This is a genomic window from Pseudomonas sp. PF05 (assembly GCF_056521845.1).
In genome coordinates, this window is sequence record NZ_JBWLPW010000006.1 from 148,020 (window position 1) to 165,508 (window position 17,489).

At 61.4% G+C, this 17,489-nt stretch carries 19 protein-coding genes; 11 read left to right on the forward strand and 8 right to left on the reverse strand.

What is annotated here, in order from left to right; all coding sequences use genetic code 11:
- Window positions 1-213 precede the first annotated feature (213 nt).
- Complete coding sequence (gene panM, locus AC09SL_RS12540; protein ID WP_058546223.1) at window positions 214-612, reverse strand: aspartate 1-decarboxylase autocleavage activator PanM; 399 nt, start codon at window positions 610-612, stop codon at window positions 214-216.
- Between the two features lie 261 nt (window positions 613-873).
- Here panM and AC09SL_RS12545 point away from each other — a divergent pair, with 261 nt between their 5' ends.
- The 7 genes from AC09SL_RS12545 to AC09SL_RS12575 all read left to right on the forward strand — a co-directional run bounded on the left by AC09SL_RS12545 (window position 874) and on the right by AC09SL_RS12575 (window position 6,671).
- A complete protein-coding gene (locus AC09SL_RS12545; RefSeq protein WP_058546224.1) occupies window positions 874-2,535 on the forward strand; it encodes an OFA family MFS transporter in 1,662 nt (553 codons plus the stop codon).
- Window positions 2,536-2,815: 280 nt separating this feature from the next.
- The gene (gene hisB / locus AC09SL_RS12550; RefSeq protein ID WP_003186751.1) at window positions 2,816-3,409 is read left to right on the forward strand and encodes an imidazoleglycerol-phosphate dehydratase HisB; all 594 of its coding nucleotides are present in this window, start codon (window positions 2,816-2,818) and stop codon (window positions 3,407-3,409) included.
- A complete protein-coding gene (gene hisH, locus AC09SL_RS12555; RefSeq protein ID WP_058546226.1) occupies window positions 3,409-4,047 on the forward strand; it encodes an imidazole glycerol phosphate synthase subunit HisH in 639 nt (212 codons plus the stop codon). Before hisB ends, hisH begins: the two co-directional genes overlap by 1 nt.
- Complete coding sequence (locus AC09SL_RS12560; RefSeq protein WP_058546227.1) at window positions 4,047-4,301, forward strand: DUF2164 domain-containing protein; 255 nt, start codon at window positions 4,047-4,049, stop codon at window positions 4,299-4,301. The genes hisH and AC09SL_RS12560 overlap by 1 nt, the downstream gene beginning before the upstream one ends.
- 42 nt (window positions 4,302-4,343) lie before the next feature.
- Window positions 4,344-5,081 carry a 1-(5-phosphoribosyl)-5-[(5-phosphoribosylamino)methylideneamino]imidazole-4-carboxamide isomerase gene (hisA, locus tag AC09SL_RS12565; RefSeq protein WP_058546228.1) on the forward strand — a complete coding sequence of 246 codons (738 nt, stop codon included), beginning with the start codon at window positions 4,344-4,346 and terminating at the stop codon, window positions 5,079-5,081.
- Window positions 5,082-5,090: 9 nt separating this feature from the next.
- On the forward strand, window positions 5,091-5,861 hold the full coding sequence (gene hisF, locus AC09SL_RS12570) for an imidazole glycerol phosphate synthase subunit HisF (protein WP_003186747.1): 771 nt from the start codon (window positions 5,091-5,093) through the stop codon (window positions 5,859-5,861).
- A 63-nt stretch (window positions 5,862-5,924) separates the two neighbouring features.
- Window positions 5,925-6,671, forward strand: coding sequence for a substrate-binding periplasmic protein (locus tag AC09SL_RS12575; RefSeq protein ID WP_058546229.1), 747 nt, complete (start codon window positions 5,925-5,927; stop codon window positions 6,669-6,671).
- A gap of 79 nt (window positions 6,672-6,750) precedes the next feature.
- Here AC09SL_RS12575 and AC09SL_RS12580 read toward each other — a convergent pair whose 3' ends face one another.
- From AC09SL_RS12580 to gpmI, 4 genes are all read right to left on the reverse strand, one after another.
- Window positions 6,751-7,530: a divergent polysaccharide deacetylase family protein gene (locus AC09SL_RS12580; protein ID WP_058546230.1), complete on the reverse strand. Its 780-nt coding sequence runs from the start codon at window positions 7,528-7,530 to the stop codon at window positions 6,751-6,753.
- 1 nt (window position 7,531) lies between these two features.
- Window positions 7,532-8,848, reverse strand: a complete 1,317-nt coding sequence (locus tag AC09SL_RS12585; RefSeq protein ID WP_058546231.1) for a S41 family peptidase — start codon at window positions 8,846-8,848, stop codon at window positions 7,532-7,534.
- A gap of 32 nt (window positions 8,849-8,880) precedes the next feature.
- The gene (locus AC09SL_RS12590; protein WP_058546232.1) at window positions 8,881-10,173 is read right to left on the reverse strand and encodes a murein hydrolase activator EnvC family protein; all 1,293 of its coding nucleotides are present in this window, start codon (window positions 10,171-10,173) and stop codon (window positions 8,881-8,883) included.
- A 241-nt stretch (window positions 10,174-10,414) separates the two neighbouring features.
- Window positions 10,415-11,944, reverse strand: a complete 1,530-nt coding sequence (gene gpmI / locus AC09SL_RS12595) for a 2,3-bisphosphoglycerate-independent phosphoglycerate mutase (RefSeq protein ID WP_058546233.1) — start codon at window positions 11,942-11,944, stop codon at window positions 10,415-10,417.
- Window positions 11,945-12,096: 152 nt separating this feature from the next.
- Here gpmI and AC09SL_RS12600 point away from each other — a divergent pair, with 152 nt between their 5' ends.
- From AC09SL_RS12600 to secB, 3 genes are read left to right on the forward strand one after another with little or no spacing between them, the layout of a single operon-like run.
- Entirely contained in the window at window positions 12,097-12,510 is a 414-nt protein-coding gene (locus AC09SL_RS12600; protein WP_058546234.1) for a rhodanese-like domain-containing protein, read from the forward strand.
- A 1-nt stretch (window position 12,511) separates the two neighbouring features.
- Window positions 12,512-12,766, forward strand: coding sequence for a glutaredoxin 3 (grxC, locus tag AC09SL_RS12605; RefSeq protein ID WP_003186737.1), 255 nt, complete (start codon window positions 12,512-12,514; stop codon window positions 12,764-12,766).
- Between the two features lie 40 nt (window positions 12,767-12,806).
- Window positions 12,807-13,289, forward strand: a complete 483-nt coding sequence (gene secB, locus AC09SL_RS12610) for a protein-export chaperone SecB (RefSeq protein ID WP_058546235.1) — start codon at window positions 12,807-12,809, stop codon at window positions 13,287-13,289.
- A gap of 170 nt (window positions 13,290-13,459) precedes the next feature.
- On the opposite strand, the gene trmL is transcribed toward secB, so the two are convergent.
- Window positions 13,460-13,915, reverse strand: coding sequence for a tRNA (uridine(34)/cytosine(34)/5-carboxymethylaminomethyluridine(34)-2'-O)-methyltransferase TrmL (gene trmL / locus AC09SL_RS12615; RefSeq protein WP_058546236.1), 456 nt, complete (start codon window positions 13,913-13,915; stop codon window positions 13,460-13,462).
- Between trmL and AC09SL_RS12620 the strand changes: the two genes are divergently transcribed.
- Window positions 13,914-14,354, forward strand: a complete 441-nt coding sequence (locus tag AC09SL_RS12620; RefSeq protein WP_058546237.1) for a hypothetical protein — start codon at window positions 13,914-13,916, stop codon at window positions 14,352-14,354. The genes trmL and AC09SL_RS12620 overlap by 2 nt on opposite strands.
- A gap of 535 nt (window positions 14,355-14,889) precedes the next feature.
- On the opposite strand, the gene ntrC is transcribed toward AC09SL_RS12620, so the two are convergent.
- Both ntrC and glnL read right to left on the reverse strand, forming a co-directional pair.
- On the reverse strand, window positions 14,890-16,326 hold the full coding sequence (gene ntrC / locus AC09SL_RS12625) for a nitrogen regulation protein NR(I) (protein WP_058546238.1): 1,437 nt from the start codon (window positions 16,324-16,326) through the stop codon (window positions 14,890-14,892).
- Window positions 16,323-17,408, reverse strand: coding sequence for a nitrogen regulation protein NR(II) (gene glnL / locus AC09SL_RS12630; RefSeq protein ID WP_058546239.1), 1,086 nt, complete (start codon window positions 17,406-17,408; stop codon window positions 16,323-16,325). Before glnL ends, ntrC begins: the two co-directional genes overlap by 4 nt.
- Window positions 17,409-17,489: the final 81 nt, after the last annotated feature.

Genomic DNA, 17,489 nt, shown 5'->3' on the forward strand with positions numbered 1-17,489 from the left:
ACCGTGTAGGAGCTGTGTAGGAGCTGTGTAGGAGCTGTCGAGTGCAACGAGGCTGCGATCTTTCCTCCAACCCTTGAGTCTCAAGCGAAAGATCAAAAGATCAAAAGATCAAAAGATCAAAAGATCAAAAGATCAAAAGATCAAAAGATCGCAGCCTTCAGCAGCTCCTACAGTGCAAGCCTCCTCACCACGGGATTTGTCTGCAGCCATCGATTAGCTTTCATTAAGCGGCATCTTCAGCTTGGCCGCCAGGGCCTGGGCTTGCAGTTGCCCGGCCGGGGCCAACAAGTGCAGCTCGGCACCGTTCTGCGCAGCCATTCGCCGGGCCTCGCTCACCAGCCGTTCAGCCACGCCACGGCGGCGGGTAACGTTTCGTACGCACAGGTGGGACAAGCGCCAAGCGTTCTGGTGCCGTTGCAGGCGTGCTGCACCGAGCAGGCGGTCATTGAACCGTGCCGCGATCAATGCACCTTCCTCAAGGCATTGCGCGATCAGTTGCGTGGCATCGCCAAAGGGGGCGAACAGCCAGCCCGGGGCATCCTGGTAGATTTTCTGCAGGTCCTGTTGGTCCTGACAGTTGGCGTCGCAAATGAGCTGGACAACGATGGGCATGAAAATTCCTGAAAAAATAAATCGTTAGCCCCCTACAGAAAGCGAGCAAGCGTGCGATAAGACAGATGGCACGAAAAAGGTGATATCACTTTGGTTTTTCTGTCACGAGCAAATGGTAACCTTTGCCCGTTCGTCCGTCCTTCTGCGACTTGATGTCGCACACTATGGAGCTTCACCAGAAAATACAGCCATGCCTGCGTGCGATGAAGGCTGAGGGTGATGCGTGGCTGACGGACCATTCCAATAATTGGGGGATACACAATGAGCACGAGCATCACGGCAGGCGGCATCGCCGACCAGCCAGCGTTCCTCTCCAAGGAACGTATCATCGCCAAACCCGGTTTCAACCGGTGGCTGGTTCCACCGGCCGCACTGGCCATTCACCTATGCATCGGCATGGCCTACGGCTTCTCGGTGTTCTGGTTGCCACTGTCCAAAGCCTTGGGTATCACCAAGCCTGTGGCCTGTGCACCGGATATGAGCTTCATCTCGCAAGTCTTTTCGTCCCAATGTGACTGGCCGATCTCGATGCTCGGCTGGATCTACACCCTGTTCTTCATCTTCCTGGGTTGCTCGGCAGCCATCTGGGGCGGCTGGCTGGAACACGCCGGGCCGCGCAAGGCCGGTGTTGTATCGGCATTGTGCTGGTGCGGTGGCCTGGTGATTTCTGCGCTGGGTATCTATACCCACCAGATCTGGCTGATGTGGCTCGGTTCCGGCGTGATCGGCGGTATCGGCCTGGGGTTGGGCTACATTTCCCCGGTGTCGACCTTGATCAAGTGGTTCCCGGACAAGCGCGGCATGGCGACCGGCATGGCGATCATGGGCTTCGGCGGTGGTGCGATGGTCGGTGCTCCGCTGGCCGCGGCGCTGATGAGCCATTTCGCTTCGCCAACCAGCGTGGGCGTATGGCAGAGCTTCCTGGTCATGGCTGCGATCTACTTCGTGTTCATGATCGGTGGCGCCTTGGCGTACCGCGTCCCGCCGACCGGCTGGAAGCCTGAAGGCTGGACCCCGGCACCGAAGAAAGCCGCGAACGCGATGATCACCCATCGTCACGTTCACGTGAATGTGGCCTGGAAAACCCCGCAGTTCCGTCTGGTATGGCTGGTGCTGTGCCTGAACGTATCCGCCGGTATCGGCATCATCGGCATGGCATCGCCACTGTTGCAGGAAGTGTTCGGCGGCAAGTTGCTCGGCAATGACTTGCCTTTCGGTCAGTTGGATGCTGCGCAACTGGGTCAGATCGCGGCCATTGCGGCCGGTTTCACTGGTCTGCTGAGCCTGTTCAACATCGGTGGGCGGTTCTTCTGGGCATCCTGCTCGGATTACCTGGGTCGCAAGAACACCTATTTCGTGTTCTTCGCCCTGGGCATTGCCTTGTACGCGCTGATCCCGAACCTGGGTCACCTGGGCAGCGTCGCGCTGTTCGTAGCGGCGTTCTGCATCATCCTGTCGATGTACGGCGGCGGTTTCGCCACGGTGCCGGCCTACCTGGCGGACCTGTTCGGTACGCAAATGGTCGGTGCAATCCACGGTCGCCTGCTGACCGCCTGGGCAGCGGCAGGCGTGCTGGGTCCGGTACTGGTGAACTACCTGCGTGAGTATCAATTGAGCATCGGCGTTGAACGTGCCGCGGCCTATGACATCACCTTGTACATCCTCGCCGGCCTGCTGGTGCTGGGCTTGCTGTGCAACCTGCTGGTCCGTCCGGTTGCCGACAAGTACTTCATGACCGACGCCGAACTGGCCGCCGAACAGGCGCTGGGCCATGACAAAGGCGCCGACGGCAGCACTTCGCTGGAGTGGAAAGCCGCGCCGGGCACCAAGCCCCTGGCGATCGCCGCCTGGCTGGTGGTAGGCATTCCGTTGGCGTGGGGTGTGTGGGTGACCCTGCAGAAGACGGCGGTGTTGTTCCACTAAGGAGTAGCCCGAACCCATCAGGGTAAGGGCAAATTTGTGGGGGCGGGCTTGCTCGCGAATGCGGTGGGTCAGCAGGCATATATGTCAGCTGACACTCCCTCTTCGCGAGCAAGCCCGCTCCCACAGTTGTTTTGGGCGATGGCAAAGACTTGTATGGACATGTCTATCGCCGACAGCGCGGGAGACAACCCGTCAGGGATATCACCTCTCGTGTTTCTGTTTGCCGCTCGCGCCCCTATAATGGCTGCCTTTTTCGCCCAATGATTTTGCGGAGCTGGTGATGGCCGAACGTAAGGCGTCTGTCGAGCGCGACACTCTGGAAACCCAGATCAAAGCCTCGATCAACCTGGATGGCACCGGAAAGGCCCGGTTTGATATCGGTGTACCTTTTCTTGAGCACATGCTGGACCAGATCGCCCGTCACGGGCTGATCGACCTGGACATCGTCAGCAAGGGCGACCTGCACATCGACGACCACCACACGGTGGAAGACGTCGGTATCACCTTGGGCCAGGCGTTTACCAAAGCCATCGGCGACAAGAAGGGCATCCGTCGCTACGGCCATGCCTACGTGCCGCTCGATGAAGCGCTGTCGCGCGTGGTCATCGATTTCTCCGGCCGTCCGGGCCTGCAGATGCATGTGCCGTACACCCGTGCCACCGTCGGCGGCTTCGACGTTGACCTGTTCCAGGAATTCTTCCAGGGCTTCGTCAACCACGCCAACGTGACCCTGCACATCGACAACCTGCGCGGGCACAACACCCACCACCAGATCGAAACCGTGTTCAAGGCTTTCGGCCGCGCCCTGCGCATGGCCGTCGAGCTCGATGACCGCATGGCCGGGCAGATGCCTTCGACCAAGGGCGTCCTGTAATGCAGACGGTCGCTGTTATCGACTATGGCATGGGCAACCTGCACTCGGTGGCCAAGGCGCTCGAGCACGTGGGCGCTGGCAAGGTGCTGATCACCAGCGATGCCGACGTGATTCGCGAAGCCGACCGAGTGGTGTTCCCCGGTGTCGGTGCGATTCGCGATTGCATGGCCGAGATTCGTCGCCTGGGCTTCGACAAGCTGGTGCTCGAAGTCAGCCAGGATCGTCCGTTCCTCGGCATCTGCGTGGGCATGCAAGCCTTGCTCGAACGCAGCGAGGAGAACGAAGGCGTCGATTGCATTGCCATGTTCCCAGGCCAGGTAAAGTTCTTCGGCAAGGGCCTGCATGAAGACGGCGAGCACCTGAAGGTTCCGCACATGGGCTGGAACGAAGTGAAGCAGACGGTGGATCACCCGCTGTGGCACAACATCCCGGACCTGGCGCGCTTCTACTTCGTGCACAGCTACTACATCGCCGCCGGCAATGCGCGGCAGGTGGTGGGCAGCGGGCACTATGGTGTCGATTTCGCTGCGGCCCTGGCCGATGGTTCGCGCTTCGCCGTGCAGTTCCACCCCGAGAAGAGCCATACCCATGGCCTGCAACTGTTGCAGAACTTCGCAGCGTGGGACGGGCGCTGGTAATGGCCCGCAAGAAACCGCCGATCCTCACCCTCACATCCGAGCAGGAGAGTGAAGCGAACCGCAAGATCCAGCGGTTCATGGAGGAACGTTTCGAGCTGGACCTGGGTTCGTTCGAAGCGGCGGAAATTCTTGACCTGTTTACCCGCGAAATTGCTCCGCATTATTACAACAGGGCGATTTTCGATGTGCAGACGCACCTTAAAGAAAGGTTCGAAAGCATAGAAAGCGACTTGTGGGCGCTCGAGAAAAACTGATTTTCGAGCCAAGCTGAATATTCGTATTTGAAGGTTTGCCAGATGCTGATTATCCCCGCTATCGATCTCAAGGACGGCGCTTGCGTACGTCTGCGCCAGGGCCGCATGGAAGACTCCACGGTGTTTTCCGATGACCCGGTGAGCATGGCCGCCAAGTGGGTGGAGGGCGGCTGCCGTCGCCTGCATCTGGTCGACCTGAACGGCGCTTTCGAAGGGCAGCCAGTCAACGGTGAGGTGGTCACGGCCATCGCCAAGCGCTACCCGAACCTGCCGATCCAGATCGGCGGCGGCATTCGCTCGCTGGAAACCATCGAGCACTACGTCAAGGCTGGCGTGAGCTACGTGATCATCGGCACCAAGGCCGTGAAGGAGCCTGAGTTCGTGGCTCAAGCCTGCCGCGCCTTCCCGGGCAAGGTCATCGTTGGCCTGGACGCAAAGGATGGGTTCGTCGCCACCGACGGTTGGGCTGAAGTCAGCACCGTGCAGGTGATCGACCTGGCCAAGCGTTTCGAAGCCGACGGCGTATCAGCCATCGTCTACACCGACATCGCCAAAGACGGCATGATGCAGGGCTGCAACGTCCCGTTCACCGCTGCCCTGGCTGCCGCGACGAAGATCCCGGTGATCGCCTCCGGCGGTATCCACAACCTGGGTGACATCAAGGCACTGCTCGACGCCAAGGCGCCGGGCATTATTGGTGCGATCACCGGTCGCGCGATCTATGAAGGCACCCTGGACGTCGCCGAGGCCCAGGCCTTCTGCGACGCCTACAACGGCTGAGGACTCACCATGGCGCTGGCCAAACGCATCATCCCTTGCCTGGACGTGGACAACGGCCGGGTGGTCAAGGGCGTCAAGTTCGAGAACATCCGTGATGCCGGCGACCCGGTGGAAATCGCCCGTCGCTACGACGAACAGGGTGCGGACGAGATTACCTTCCTCGACATCACGGCCAGCGTCGATGGCCGCGATACCACGCTCCATACCGTCGAGCGCATGGCCAGCCAGGTGTTCATCCCACTGACCGTGGGCGGCGGCGTGCGCACCGTGCAGGACATCCGCAACCTGCTCAATGCCGGTGCCGACAAGGTGTCGATCAACACCGCAGCGGTGTTCAACCCGGAATTCGTCGGCGAAGCGGCCCAGCACTTCGGTTCGCAGTGCATCGTCGTGGCCATTGACGCGAAGAAGGTCTCCGGCCCTGGCGAAACCCCGCGCTGGGAGATCTTCACCCACGGCGGTCGCAAACCCACGGGCCTCGACGCCGTCGAGTGGGCGAAGAAGATGGAGGGCCTGGGCGCCGGTGAAATCCTGCTGACCAGCATGGACCAGGACGGCATGAAAAACGGCTTCGACCTCGGTGTGACCCGCGCCATCAGCGATGCCCTGGGCATTCCGGTGATCGCTTCCGGCGGCGTCGGCAACCTGCAACACCTGGCCGACGGGATTATCGAGGGCCATGCCAGCGCGGTGCTGGCGGCGAGCATCTTCCACTTTGGCGAATACACCGTGCCGGAAGCCAAGGCCTACATGGCGCATCGCGGTATCTGCGTTCGCTGACCGCTGGACACCATGGCGGGCCCAAGGCACTCTTGGGCACACCATGGATTGCGGTAGCCCGACATGCTCAAACGCCTCGTTCTTGCCTTTGCCGGTGCCACACTGCTGCTCGCAGGCACCGTCCGCGCCGCTGATACATCGCTGGTGTTGCTGACGGAAAATTTCCCGCCGTACAACATGGCCAAGAACGGCAAGAACTTTGCCCAGGACGAGAACATCCATGGCATTGCCGTGGACATTGTCCGCGAAATATTCAAGCGTGCCGATATCTCCTACAGCCTGACGCTGCGTTTCCCCTGGGAGCGGATCTACAAGCTCGCGCTGGAAAACCCAGGCTACGGTGTGTTTGTCATGGCGCGGTTGCCGGAGCGTGAAAAGCTTTTCAAATGGGTTGGCCCGATCGGCCCGGATGACTGGATCATGCTCGCCAAGACCGATAGCAAGATCGCCCTCGGTTCGCTGGAGCAGGCGCGCCAATACAAGATCGGTGCCTACAAGGGCGACGCGATTGCCGAGACCTTGGCCAGACAAGGGTTGAACCCGATCGTCGCGTTGCGTGATCAGGATAACGCCCGAAAACTGGTTAACGGCCAGATTGATCTATGGGCCACCGGCGATCCTGCCGGGCGTTACCTGGCGCGTCAGGAAGGGGTGACCGATCTCAAGACCGTGCTGCGTTTCAACAGCGCCGAGTTGTACCTGGCGTTGAACAAGGACGTGCCTGACGATGTGGTCGCCCGGCTTCAAAAGGCCCTGGATGAATTGCGCAAGGAAGGTGAAGTGGACGCGATCATGGCGCGGTATCTCTGACCGCTGTGCAGGACTGTGCCGCCGCCATCGTCGGATCGCCGCCCGGAGCAAGCTCGCGATGAAGGCAACGCGTTTCCCGCTACCGATAAACCCCATCTTTCCCATGCCCGAGCATCGCCCGATTGCTGCGCAGGCTGATCATCAACTTGATGTCGATCCATTCGATGCCCTGGGCCTTGAGCCGCGGTAGCTCGCGTTCGAGCACTGCCAGGGTCTGTGGGTAGGGATGGCCGATCATCACGGCCGAGCCTTGCCGGCGGGCCAGGTCGATGGCGATCTGGAGCTGGTGGGTGATGGCGGCTTCGGTGCGCTCGTCGTCCAGGAACACGTCCCGCGACACACTGGCGAGGCCGATCTTTTGCGCCTCGGCGGCGGCGACGGTCTGGGCGCTGGTGCGGCTGTCGACGAAAAACTTGTGTCGCTGCTGCAAGTTCGCCATCAGCCATGCCATGGCCTGGGGCTGGGCGGTCATACGGCTGCCCATGTGGTTGTTGATCCCGCTGGTATAGGGCACGGCAGCGAATGCGGCGTCGAGGCGCTTGCCCAGCTCTTCGATGGGCAGTTCGGGGTGCCAGGCGAATGGCCCGGTGGCCGGGTCCATGGGCATGTGCAGCATGACCAGCTTGCCAGCGCGATGAGCCTCACGGGCGAATTCGGCGGCGTGGGGGGTGTCAGGCATGATCGCGGCGGTGACCGGGCCGGGGAGGGCCAGAACCCGGCGATCCCGAGGCAGGTTTTGCCCCAGGTCGTCGATGATCAGGCTCAGGTAGGCCTTGTGCGGCGAAGAGGGTGTGGCGGGCGCTGCGTTAACGGCTCCCGCCAGCAGGCACAGCAGGACGAAGATGAAACGCAGGCCCATCTCAGCGGCCGGACGTGATGTTCAACCCTTTGAGCAGGCTCAGGGCCTGGGCCAACTGGTAGTCGTCATCCTGTGGCATTGGCTTGGCCTTGGCGCCGGAGCCCGTTGGTTTGTCGGCGCCGCCGTTGCCATTGCCCAGGTGACCTTGCAGGTCGGCTTCCTTGAAGTACTCGCTGTCCTGCTCGCTGGTGATCTTGGCCTTGCGCACCTCGATGTCCGGGACGATGCCCTGGGCCTGGATGGAGCGACCGTTGGGCGTGAAGTACAGCGCGGTGGTGATTTTCAGGGCGCGGTCGTTGTTCAGTGGCAATACGGTTTGCACCGAGCCCTTGCCGAAACTGGTGGTGCCCATGACCACGCCACGCTTTTGGTCCTGCAGGGCGCCGGCGACGATTTCCGATGCCGAGGCGCTGCCGCCGTTGATCAGCACGACCAATGGCACGGCTTCGCTCAGGTCGTTGCCGGTGGCCGAGAAGCGCAGCTCGGAATTGGCGATACGCCCCTTGGTGTAGACGATCAGGCCCTTGGTGATGAAGTGATCCACCACTTCCACCGCCGATTGCAGCACGCCGCCGGGGTTGTTGCGCATGTCCAGGACCAGGCCGTTGAGCTTCTTGCCGTTGTCCTTGCGCAGCTTGGCCAGGGCCTTGGCGACTTCTTCGCCAGTCTTGACCTGGAATTGGGTAATACGGATATAACCGTAGCCCGACTCCAGCAACTGGCTCTTCACACTCTTGACCTGGATGATCGCCCGCGTGAGGGTCACGTCGAACGGCGTGCCACCGTCGCGTACCAGGGTCAGGGTGATCTTCTGGCCGATCTTGCCGCGCATCTTGTCCACGGCTTCGGTCATGCTCTGGCCGCGCGTCGGCTGACCGTTGATCTTGACGATGAAATCACCGGCCTGGATGCCGGCCTTGGAAGCAGGGGTGTCGTCGATGGGCGAAACCACTTTGACGAAACCGTCTTCGCTGCCGACCTCAATGCCCAGGCCGCCGAATTCGCCGCTGGTGCTTTCCTGCAGCTCGGCAAAGTCGTCCGGCCCCAGGTAGGCCGAGTGCGGGTCAAGGTTGCTGAGCATGCCTTTGATGGCATTCTCCAGCAGCATCTTGTCATCCACCGGTTCCACGTAGGCGGCCTTGATCCGGTCCATGACCTCGGCAAAGGTGCGCAGTTCGTCCAGCGGCAGCGGGGCCTTGGTGGTCGCGGCTGTGGCGGCGGGTGCCGACGGGACCGGTTCGGCGGCGAAAGCCAGGGGCGCTCCGATCACGAGGGCGATCGTCAGGGCCAGCGAGGTAAGGCGGGACAAATGCAGCATGTCGAACGAACTCCTTAATAGGATGGGCGCGCTTATCCTTGCGCACGACACCATTGGGCCGGGTCACTGGGGCGACCCTGCTGACGAATAGCGAAATACAGTGCTGGCGTGTCCTGCCCGCCACTGTTACCGACCGTGGAGATGGATTCACCGGCCTTGACCACATCCCCCGCAGCCTTGAGCAGCGTCTGGTTGTGGCCGTACAGGCTCAAGTAGCCGTTGCCGTGATCCAGGATTACCAGCAGGCCGGCGCCGCGCAACCAGTCGGCGAAGACCACACGCCCGCCATGCACGGCATGTACCTGGCTGCCGGCGGAAGCGCTGATCATCACGCCGTCCCACTTGGCCCGGGTGTCGTCGCCGCGGGTTTGGCCGAAGCGCGCAAGTAATCGACCATTGACCGGCCATGGAAGTTTGCCCCGCGCCAAAGCAAAAGCGCCGCCGAAGGTTTCGCCATCACTGGAAACCAGCGCGCCGGGGCTCGATTTCACCGGTTTGCGCGGCGCGGCGCCGTCGTCCGCGTCGGCCTGGGCCTCACGCAAGCGCTTTTTTTCGGCTTCCTGCTGGGCGATCAGCGCTTTCTGACGCGCTTCTTCTGCCTCTCGGGCCTGTCGGGCCAGGGTTTCTTCAATGGTTTTCAGTACCTTGGCCAGTTCGGCCTGGTCCTGCTCGCGGGCCTTGAGCTTGCTGTCGCGAGCCTTCACGTCGTCATTGAGCTTGGCCAGGGCCACCTGGCGTTCCTTGCGGACCTTCTCGAGTTCTTCGCGCTGGCTGTCGAGGCTGCTTTTCTGCACCAGCAACTGGGCTTGCTGCAGTTCGATGTCTTTTTCGACATTGGCCAGTTGGCGCAGGGTTTCGTTGAAGTTCTTGAGCTGTTCCAGGCGTGCCTGGCTCAGGTAATCGTAATAAGTGAGGGTGCGGGCGAATTTCTCGGGGTTTTGCTGGTTGAGCAGCAGCTTGAGATATTCCTGGCGACCGTTCTGGTAGGCGGCCCGGGCCTGGATGGCGATCAGTTTTTGCTGTTCAGTGCGCGCGCTCTGGAGTTTTTTTTTCTCTCCATCGAGTCGCTGCAGCTCGGATTCGCTTTTCTTCAGCTCTTTTTGCAGGGCGTCGACCTGCTTCTCCAGCTTGCCCATCTCGGTCTCGGTGCCGCGCAGGTCTTTCTGCACGCTGGATTTCTCTTCCTGCAACTTGCCCAGCAGTTTCTTCAGCTCGGCAATGTCCTGGCGCGTGGCTTCCAACTGTTGTTGGGTTTGCGCGCGCTCGTCGGCAAAGGCCGGTTGGAGCAGGCAGGTCAGAGCGAGGGCTATCAGGACGCGAAGCATAGAGGCGGGCGACACCAGGGAAAGGGACGGCCTAGTATGCCCGCCCCACGCTGCAAAAAAAACGCCCATTTGGGGCTGTGTGATAACTGGAGGGGTGCAGGGCACTTATTTCCCGCCAAACCCCTGTGGGAGCAAAGCTTGCTCGCGATGACGTCAGCACATCCAACGTAAATGTAGATTGTTAGATTGCTATCGCGAGCAAGCTTTGCTCCCACAGGATTTACGGTGATTGATGGATCAATCAGACCAGGATCGACGTCCCGGTCATCTCCGCCGGCTTCTCCATGCCCAGCAACATCAGCATGGTCGGCGCCACGTCAGCCAGCACGCCACCGTCGCGGACCTTGAAGTTGCGCTTGCCAACATAGATGAACGGCACCGGCTCGGTGGTGTGGGCGGTGTGGGCCTGGCCGGTGGATTCGTCGGACATCTGCTCGACGTTGCCGTGGTCGGCCGTGATCAGTGCTTCGCCGCCGACCTTTTCCAGGGCTTCGACGATGCGGCCAACGCAGGTGTCCAGGCATTCCACAGCCTTGACCGCTGCCTCGAACACGCCGCTGTGGCCCACCATGTCGCCGTTGGCGTAGTTGACCACGATCACGTCGTAACGCTGGTTTTCAATGGCGTCGACGATGCGGTCGGTCACTTCCGGGGCGCTCATCTCCGGTTGCAGGTCGTAGGTGGCGACTTTCGGCGAAGGGATCAGGATGCGTTCCTCGCCCGGGAAAGGCTCTTCACGGCCGCCGGAGAAAAAGAACGTCACGTGGGCGTATTTTTCGGTCTCGGCGATGCGCAGTTGGGTCTTGCCATTCTTCGCCAGGTAGTCGCCCAGCACGTTTTCCAGGCTGCCGGCGGCGAAAGCCGATGGCGCGGGGATGCTGGCGGCGTATTGCGTCAACATCACGAAACCGGCCAGTTTTGGCTGGCGAGCGCGTTCGAACTCCTTGAAATCGTCTTCGACAAACACGCGGGTCAGTTCGCGGGCGCGGTCGGCTCGGAAGTTCATGAAGACCACGGCGTCGCCGTCTTCTACCTTGACCGGCTCACCGATGGTGGTGGCCTTGACGAATTCGTCGCTTTCGCCGCGCTCGTAGGCGGCTTGCAGGCCTTGCTGGGCGGTGGCAGCGTTGAAATCGGCGCTGCCGTCGACGATCAGGTTGTAGGCCTGGGACACGCGGTCCCAACGGTTGTCACGGTCCATGGCGTAGTAGCGACCAATGAGGCTGGCGATGCGCCCCTTGCCGAGTGCCTGGAAGGCGGCGTCCAGCAGTTCGATCGACGAAGTGGCGCTTTTCGGCGGGGTGTCGCGGCCATCGAGGAACGCGTGCAGATAGATCTTCTCGGCACCGCGCTTGACGGCCAGTTCGGCCATGGCGATCAGGTGATCCTGGTGGCTGTGCACCCCACCGTCGGACAGCAGGCCCATGAAGTGCACGGCCTTGCCGGCAGCCACGGCTTTATCCACGGCGGCGCAGATGGTCGGGTTTTCGAAGAACTCACCGTCGCGGATCGATTTGGTCACGCGAGTGAAGTCCTGGTACACCACGCGGCCGGCGCCGAGGTTCATGTGGCCGACTTCGGAGTTGCCCATCTGCCCGTCCGGCAGGCCGACGTCCATGCCGCTGCCGGAGATCAGGCCGTTGGGCACGGTGGCCCACAAGCGGTCCAGCACAGGCTTTTTGGCCGAATACACGGCGTTGGATTCGTGGCTGTCACTGTGACCGAAGCCGTCGAGAATCATCAGGACCAAAGGTTTAGGCGTGGTAGTCATGGAATCCACTCGTGGCTGGTTAAAAGAAGACGATGGAAAAGGGACGGGCAGTTTAAAGGTAAGTTCCGACGGCGTCACCGCCGGGCGGGGTTTGGCCCACCTTGTGTGCTGTGTATACTGGCCGACATTTTAACGCCCTGGAACCTCCTTCGATGGTTGCTCACCTGATTGAATTTGCCACTAACCACTACATTCTCGTCGGTATCTTCGTCGTACTGCTGGCGTTGCTGGTAGTCCATACGATGCAGGGCGGCGGCCGCAGCCTCAGTACCGGCGAGCTGACGGCGCTGGTCAACAAGGATGCCGGCCTGGTGGTGGACATCCGCCCAAACAAGGATTACGCCGCCGGCCACATTGTCGGGGCGGTGAATATTCCCCAGGACAAACTGATCGCCCGTATCGGCGAGCTGGAAAAGCACAAGGCCAAGACACTGATCCTGGTAGATGCCCAAGGCCAGCACGCCGGCACCCACGCCCGCGAGCTGATGAAGTCCGGTTTCACCGCCGCCAAGCTGTCCGGCGGCGTTGCGAGCTGGAAAGCCGACAACCTGCCCCTGGTGAAGTGAAATGCCCCACGTTGTTGTCTATTCCAGCGATTACTGCCCCTATTGCTCCAGAGCCAAGTTCCTGCTCCAGAACAAAGGCGTGGCTTTCGAAGAGATCAAGGTCGACGGCAAGCCGCAACTGCGCGCCGAAATGACCCAGAAGGCCGGGCGCACGTCCGTGCCGCAGATCTGGATCGGCAGCACCCACGTGGGCGGTTGCGATGATCTGTTCGCCCTGGAGCGCGCCGGCAAGCTCGACGCGATGCTCAAGGCCTGAATTTCCTATTAATAGAACCTGAAAGTAAGAAGGATCTGCGATGACTGACCAACAGAACACAGCTGCCACTGAAGAAGAAGCCGCACCGCAATTCTCCTTGCAGCGCATTTATGTCCGTGACCTGTCCTTCGAAGCCCCGAAAAGCCCGGCGATCTTTCGTCAGCAGTGGGAGCCGAGCGTAGGCCTGGACCTGAACACACGCCAGAAAGCCCTGGAAGATGACTTCCACGAAGTGGTGCTGACCCTGTCTGTTACCGTGAAGAACGGTGACGAAGTGGCGTTCATCGCCGAAGTGCAACAGGCCGGGATCTTCCTGATCAAGAACCTGGATGCCGCTTCGATGAGCCACACCCTCGGCGCGTTCTGCCCGAACATCCTGTTCCCGTACGCCCGCGAAACCCTGGACAGCCTGGTGACCCGCGGTTCGTTCCCGGCCCTGATGCTGGCTCCGGTGAACTTCGATGCCCTGTATGCGCAAGAACTGCAGCGCATGCAGCAAGAAGGCGGCGCGACCGTTCAGTAAACGGCGCTGCCAGCCCGGCACAAAACTGTGGGAGCGAGCCCTGTGGGAGCAAAGCCTGCTCGCGATGAACGATGACGCGGTTTTGCAGTTGAACCGTGTCGACCTCATCGCGAGCAGGCTTTGCTCCCACAGGCTCGCTCCCACAGGTGTTTCTGGCTGACAGGCAGGGTTCAGGCGAAGCCGTTCTGCCGCCACGCTTCATAAACCGCCACCGCCACGGTGTTGGACAGGTTCAGGCTGCGGCAGCCTTCGCGCATCGGCAGGCGCAAGCGCTGGTCGGCGGGCAGGGCATCCAGCACCTCGGCCGGCAGGCCACGGCTTTCCGGGCCGAACAGGAACGCATCGCCAGCGACGAAGCTGGCGTCATGGAACGGCCGCGAACCCTTGGTGGTGAACGCGAACAGGCGCGGATGCCCGAGGCTTTCCAGACAACTAGCAAGGTCGGCGTGACGCTGCAAGGTGGCATACTCGTGGTAGTCGAGGCCAGCTCGGCGCAGGCGCTTGTCGTCCATTTCGAAGCCCAGCGGTTCGATCAAATGCAGGTGGCAGCCGCTGTTGGCGCACAACCTGATGACATTGCCGGTATTCGGCGGAATTTCCGGTTGAAAAAGGATGACGTGAAACATGCACGGCTCCGCAGATAAAGATGAGCGGCATTCTACGCTGCAAACCGACCGGCGTTCGAAGCTAATGCCTCGGGTGATGGGCTCGTTGGCGATCTTCGGGATGATGGTTGGCTTGATGATCGGCCGCCTGACCACGCCTGAACCGAGCGAGCTGCAGCAGGTCGAGGTGGCTGATGGCGTGCTTGTCGCTTGGTTCAACAATGAACCCAAGCTCCATGGGGAAATCGTCGACGGCTCAGTGGCGCTGCTGTTCCAGGCAGAAGGTCGGCCGCAGAAGGGCCAGCTCAAGCTCAACGGCAAAGACGTGAACTGGCGGGTGCGCTTGAGTGACAAGGGGTTGTTGTTGATGCTGGTGGCGGCGCGTCCGTTGCGAGGAGAGTGGACCGGCAGCGAGGTCGATGACCGCTGGCGGCTGGAGGTCCGTCTCCAGGAGCAATAAAAGAGGGAATCCCCGGCCTGCCTGTACCAAGGTCCCCAAAACGGGAGGGCTCACCGCGAAGGTTCAGCCCTGGTGTAAAGAAGGGAAACCTTGACCTGCCTGTATCAAGGCCCCCAAAACAGTGGGCTCGATGAGCCCGGTATAAAAGAGGGGAATCCCCGGCCTGCCTGTACCAAGGTCCCCGAAACTGGGTAGTGATTGAGTTATTGCAGGGGGCGTGCCAGTTTTAAATGGCTTGTCACAAATAATCTGCCGGTTATGCGAAAAGCCCCGTATTTCGGGGCTTTTGCTTTTATGTGGGCTGGTTTTTGCGTGGCGGGCCGATGGGGCCGGACTTGGGCGCATGAGCAATTGCGGTTCGCCGTGCATTGAAGCGGTGCATGGAGCCTTTAAAAGCATCGTCGGACCGCCGCCCGGAGCAAGCTCGCTCCCACAGGGTTCAGTGGTGTTCACGCGCTCGCGAACACTGAAAATCCATTGTGTGGGAGCTTGCTCGCGATGGGGCCTTCAAATTCAGCCAAGGGCTAAAGGCCGATCAGCCCTCATCCCCGTCATCATCATCCCCACCGTCGACCTTCATCCCCAATTCCTTGATCTTGCGGGTCAAGGTATTGCGGCCCCAGCCCAGCAGTACCGCCGCGTCGCGGCGGCGGCCGGCGGTGTGCTTGAGGGCGGTTTCGATCATGATCCGCTCGAAGGCCGGCACGGCGCTGTCCAAAAGGCTCGACTGGCCGCGGGACAGGGCCTGGTCGGCCCACTGGCGCAGGGCTTGCTCCCAGTTGGTCACCGGGGCCGAATCCTGCGGCAGGCTCAACAGCTCTGGCGGCAGGTCGCTGATGTGCACTTCGCGACCCGAAGCCATCACCGTGATCCAGCGGCAGGTGTTCTCCAGCTGACGCACGTTGCCCGGCCACGGCAGGTTCTTGAGGTATTCCTCGGTTTCGCTCTTGAGCAACTTGGGCTCGACCGCCAGTTCCTGGGCCGCGCGGCTGAGGAAGTGCCGGGCCAGGGTCGGGATGTCTTCGCGACGGTCCGCCAGGCGTGGGATATGAATGCGGATCACGTTCAGGCGATGGAACAAGTCCTCACGGAATTTGCCGGCGTGGACCAGGGTTTCCAGGTTCTGGTGGGTCGCGGCGATGATGCGCACGTCCACTTTGACCGGCGTATGACCGCCCACCCGGTAGAACTCGCCATCGGCCAGCACGCGCAGCAAGCGGGTCTGGGTGTCCGCCGGCATGTCGCCGATTTCGTCGAGGAACAACGTGCCGCCGTCGGCTTGCTCGAAACGCCCGCGCCGCAGGTTGGCCGCGCCGGTGAACGCACCTTTTTCGTGGCCGAACAGCTCGGACTCCATCAGGTCCTTGGGAATCGCCGCCATGTTCAGCGCGATGAACGGCGATGCCGCCCGTGGGCTGTGGCGGTGCAGGGCGTGGGCCACCAGTTCTTTACCGGTGCCCGACTCGCCGTTGATCAGCACGGTGATGTTGGAGTGGCTCAGGCGCCCGATGGCGCGAAACACTTCCTGCATCGCCGGCGCTTCACCGATGATTTCCGGGGTGCGGGCCAGGGCTGGCACCTCTTCCATGCCCTGTTGTTCCTGGGCATGTTGATTGGCGCGCTTGACCAGCGACACCGCTTCATCGACGTCGAAGGGCTTGGGCAGGTATTCGAAAGCGCCGCCCTGGTAGGACGCCACGGCGCTGTCCAGGTCGGAATGGGCGGTCATGATGATCACCGGCAGCCGCGGATGCTGTTCGCGAATCCGCGCCAGCAGGTCCAGGCCGCTGGCGCCAGGCATGCGGATGTCGGAGATGATGACGTCCGGTTGCTGACGCGCCAGGCGACTCATCACCCCATCGGCGCTGTCGAAGCTCTGGGTGGTCATGCCTTCCTGTTGCAAGGCTTTTTCCAGGACCCAACGGATAGAACGGTCGTCATCGACGATCCACACGGTTTCACTACGGCTCATGTCGATGTGGCTCCTTGTTCCAGTGGCAGGAAGATCGAGAAAGTGGTGTGGCCGGGGTGGCTTTCACATTCGATCAAGCCCTGATGCTGACTAATGATGTTCTGGGTAATGGCCAGGCCCAGCCCGGTACCGTCCGGGCGGCCGCTGACCATGGGAAAGAAAATGGTTTCCTGCAGTTCGGCAGGGATGCCCGGGCCGTTGTCGATGATTTCGATCTTGGTCACCAGGCGATGGCGAACATGGCCGATGGTGAACTGGCGCATGGCGCGGGTGCGCAGGCTGATGCGGCCCAGGCGCAGCTCGTTCTGGCTGCTGATGGCTTGCATCGCGTTGCGCACGATGTTCAGCACGGCCTGGATCATCTGTTCGCGGTCGATCAAGACATCGGGAATGCTCGGGTCATAGTCGCGCACCAACGAGATGCAACCCTGGCTTTCGGCTTCCACGAGGCTGCCGACACGCTCCAGCACTTCGTGGACGTTGCACATCGCCAGCGATGGCAGCTTGTTCGAGCCGAGCATGCGGTCCACCAGGTTCCGTAGGCGGTCGGCTTCTTCGATGATGACGTTGGTGTAGTCCTTGAGGCTTTCTTCCGGCAGTTCGCGGGCCAGCAATTGCGCCGCGCCACGAATCCCGCCGAGGGGGTTCTTGATCTCGTGGGCCAGGCCGCGCACCAGCATCTTGCTGGTTTCCTGCTTGGACAATTGCGCTTCTTCCTTGGTGATCCTCAGCAGGCGATCACGCGGGTGGACTTCCAGCAGCAGCAGGGTGGCGCCGTTGTTCAGGATCGGTGTAACCGCGTAATCCACGGTCAGGGTCTGGCCGGTCAGCGCGGTGAGCATCGCTTCGCGCTTGGTGAACGGATGGGCTTGTTCCACCGCCTGGCGCAAGGAGTTGAGCGCTTCAGCGGATTCGGTGAACAACTCGCTGATGAACTGCCCGTGGCTGCGCTGGCCACTGACGGCCAGGAGCATCTCTGCCGCCGGGTTCATGTACTCGAGGCGCAGTTCGGCATCGAGCAGGATGGTCGCGGTGGTGAGGTTGTCGAGCAGCAAGCGGTGTAGTGCGTCGCTAATGGTCATCAGGACCTCTTTTGGAGCGTAGCAACTGGGGATCGGTCCCAAATTGCGCGCGCGATTGATGCGCTGTTGCTAGGAAAATGC

Excerpts from the sequence above, each read along its gene's own strand:
- grxC (WP_003186737.1), top strand. The coding sequence starts at position 12,512 with ATGCCCCACGTTGTTGTCTATTCCAGCGATTACTGCCCCTATTGCTCC.
- gpmI (WP_058546233.1), bottom strand. The coding sequence starts at position 11,944 with ATGACTACCACGCCTAAACCTTTGGTCCTGATGATTCTCGACGGCTTC.
- hisF (WP_003186747.1), top strand. The coding sequence starts at position 5,091 with ATGGCGCTGGCCAAACGCATCATCCCTTGCCTGGACGTGGACAACGGC.
- trmL (WP_058546236.1), bottom strand. The coding sequence starts at position 13,915 with ATGTTTCACGTCATCCTTTTTCAACCGGAAATTCCGCCGAATACCGGC.
- AC09SL_RS12600 (WP_058546234.1), top strand. The coding sequence starts at position 12,097 with ATGGTTGCTCACCTGATTGAATTTGCCACTAACCACTACATTCTCGTC.
- AC09SL_RS12585 (WP_058546231.1), bottom strand. The coding sequence starts at position 8,848 with ATGCTGCATTTGTCCCGCCTTACCTCGCTGGCCCTGACGATCGCCCTC.
- hisH (WP_058546226.1), top strand. The coding sequence starts at position 3,409 with ATGCAGACGGTCGCTGTTATCGACTATGGCATGGGCAACCTGCACTCG.
- ntrC (WP_058546238.1), bottom strand. The coding sequence starts at position 16,326 with ATGAGCCGTAGTGAAACCGTGTGGATCGTCGATGACGACCGTTCTATC.
- glnL (WP_058546239.1), bottom strand. The coding sequence starts at position 17,408 with ATGACCATTAGCGACGCACTACACCGCTTGCTGCTCGACAACCTCACC.
- AC09SL_RS12575 (WP_058546229.1), top strand. The coding sequence starts at position 5,925 with ATGCTCAAACGCCTCGTTCTTGCCTTTGCCGGTGCCACACTGCTGCTC.
- AC09SL_RS12590 (WP_058546232.1), bottom strand. The coding sequence starts at position 10,173 with ATGCTTCGCGTCCTGATAGCCCTCGCTCTGACCTGCCTGCTCCAACCG.
- secB (WP_058546235.1), top strand. The coding sequence starts at position 12,807 with ATGACTGACCAACAGAACACAGCTGCCACTGAAGAAGAAGCCGCACCG.
- AC09SL_RS12620 (WP_058546237.1), top strand. The coding sequence starts at position 13,914 with ATGCACGGCTCCGCAGATAAAGATGAGCGGCATTCTACGCTGCAAACC.
- panM (WP_058546223.1), bottom strand. The coding sequence starts at position 612 with ATGCCCATCGTTGTCCAGCTCATTTGCGACGCCAACTGTCAGGACCAA.
- AC09SL_RS12545 (WP_058546224.1), top strand. The coding sequence starts at position 874 with ATGAGCACGAGCATCACGGCAGGCGGCATCGCCGACCAGCCAGCGTTC.
- AC09SL_RS12560 (WP_058546227.1), top strand. The coding sequence starts at position 4,047 with ATGGCCCGCAAGAAACCGCCGATCCTCACCCTCACATCCGAGCAGGAG.
- AC09SL_RS12580 (WP_058546230.1), bottom strand. The coding sequence starts at position 7,530 with ATGGGCCTGCGTTTCATCTTCGTCCTGCTGTGCCTGCTGGCGGGAGCC.
- hisA (WP_058546228.1), top strand. The coding sequence starts at position 4,344 with ATGCTGATTATCCCCGCTATCGATCTCAAGGACGGCGCTTGCGTACGT.
- hisB (WP_003186751.1), top strand. The coding sequence starts at position 2,816 with ATGGCCGAACGTAAGGCGTCTGTCGAGCGCGACACTCTGGAAACCCAG.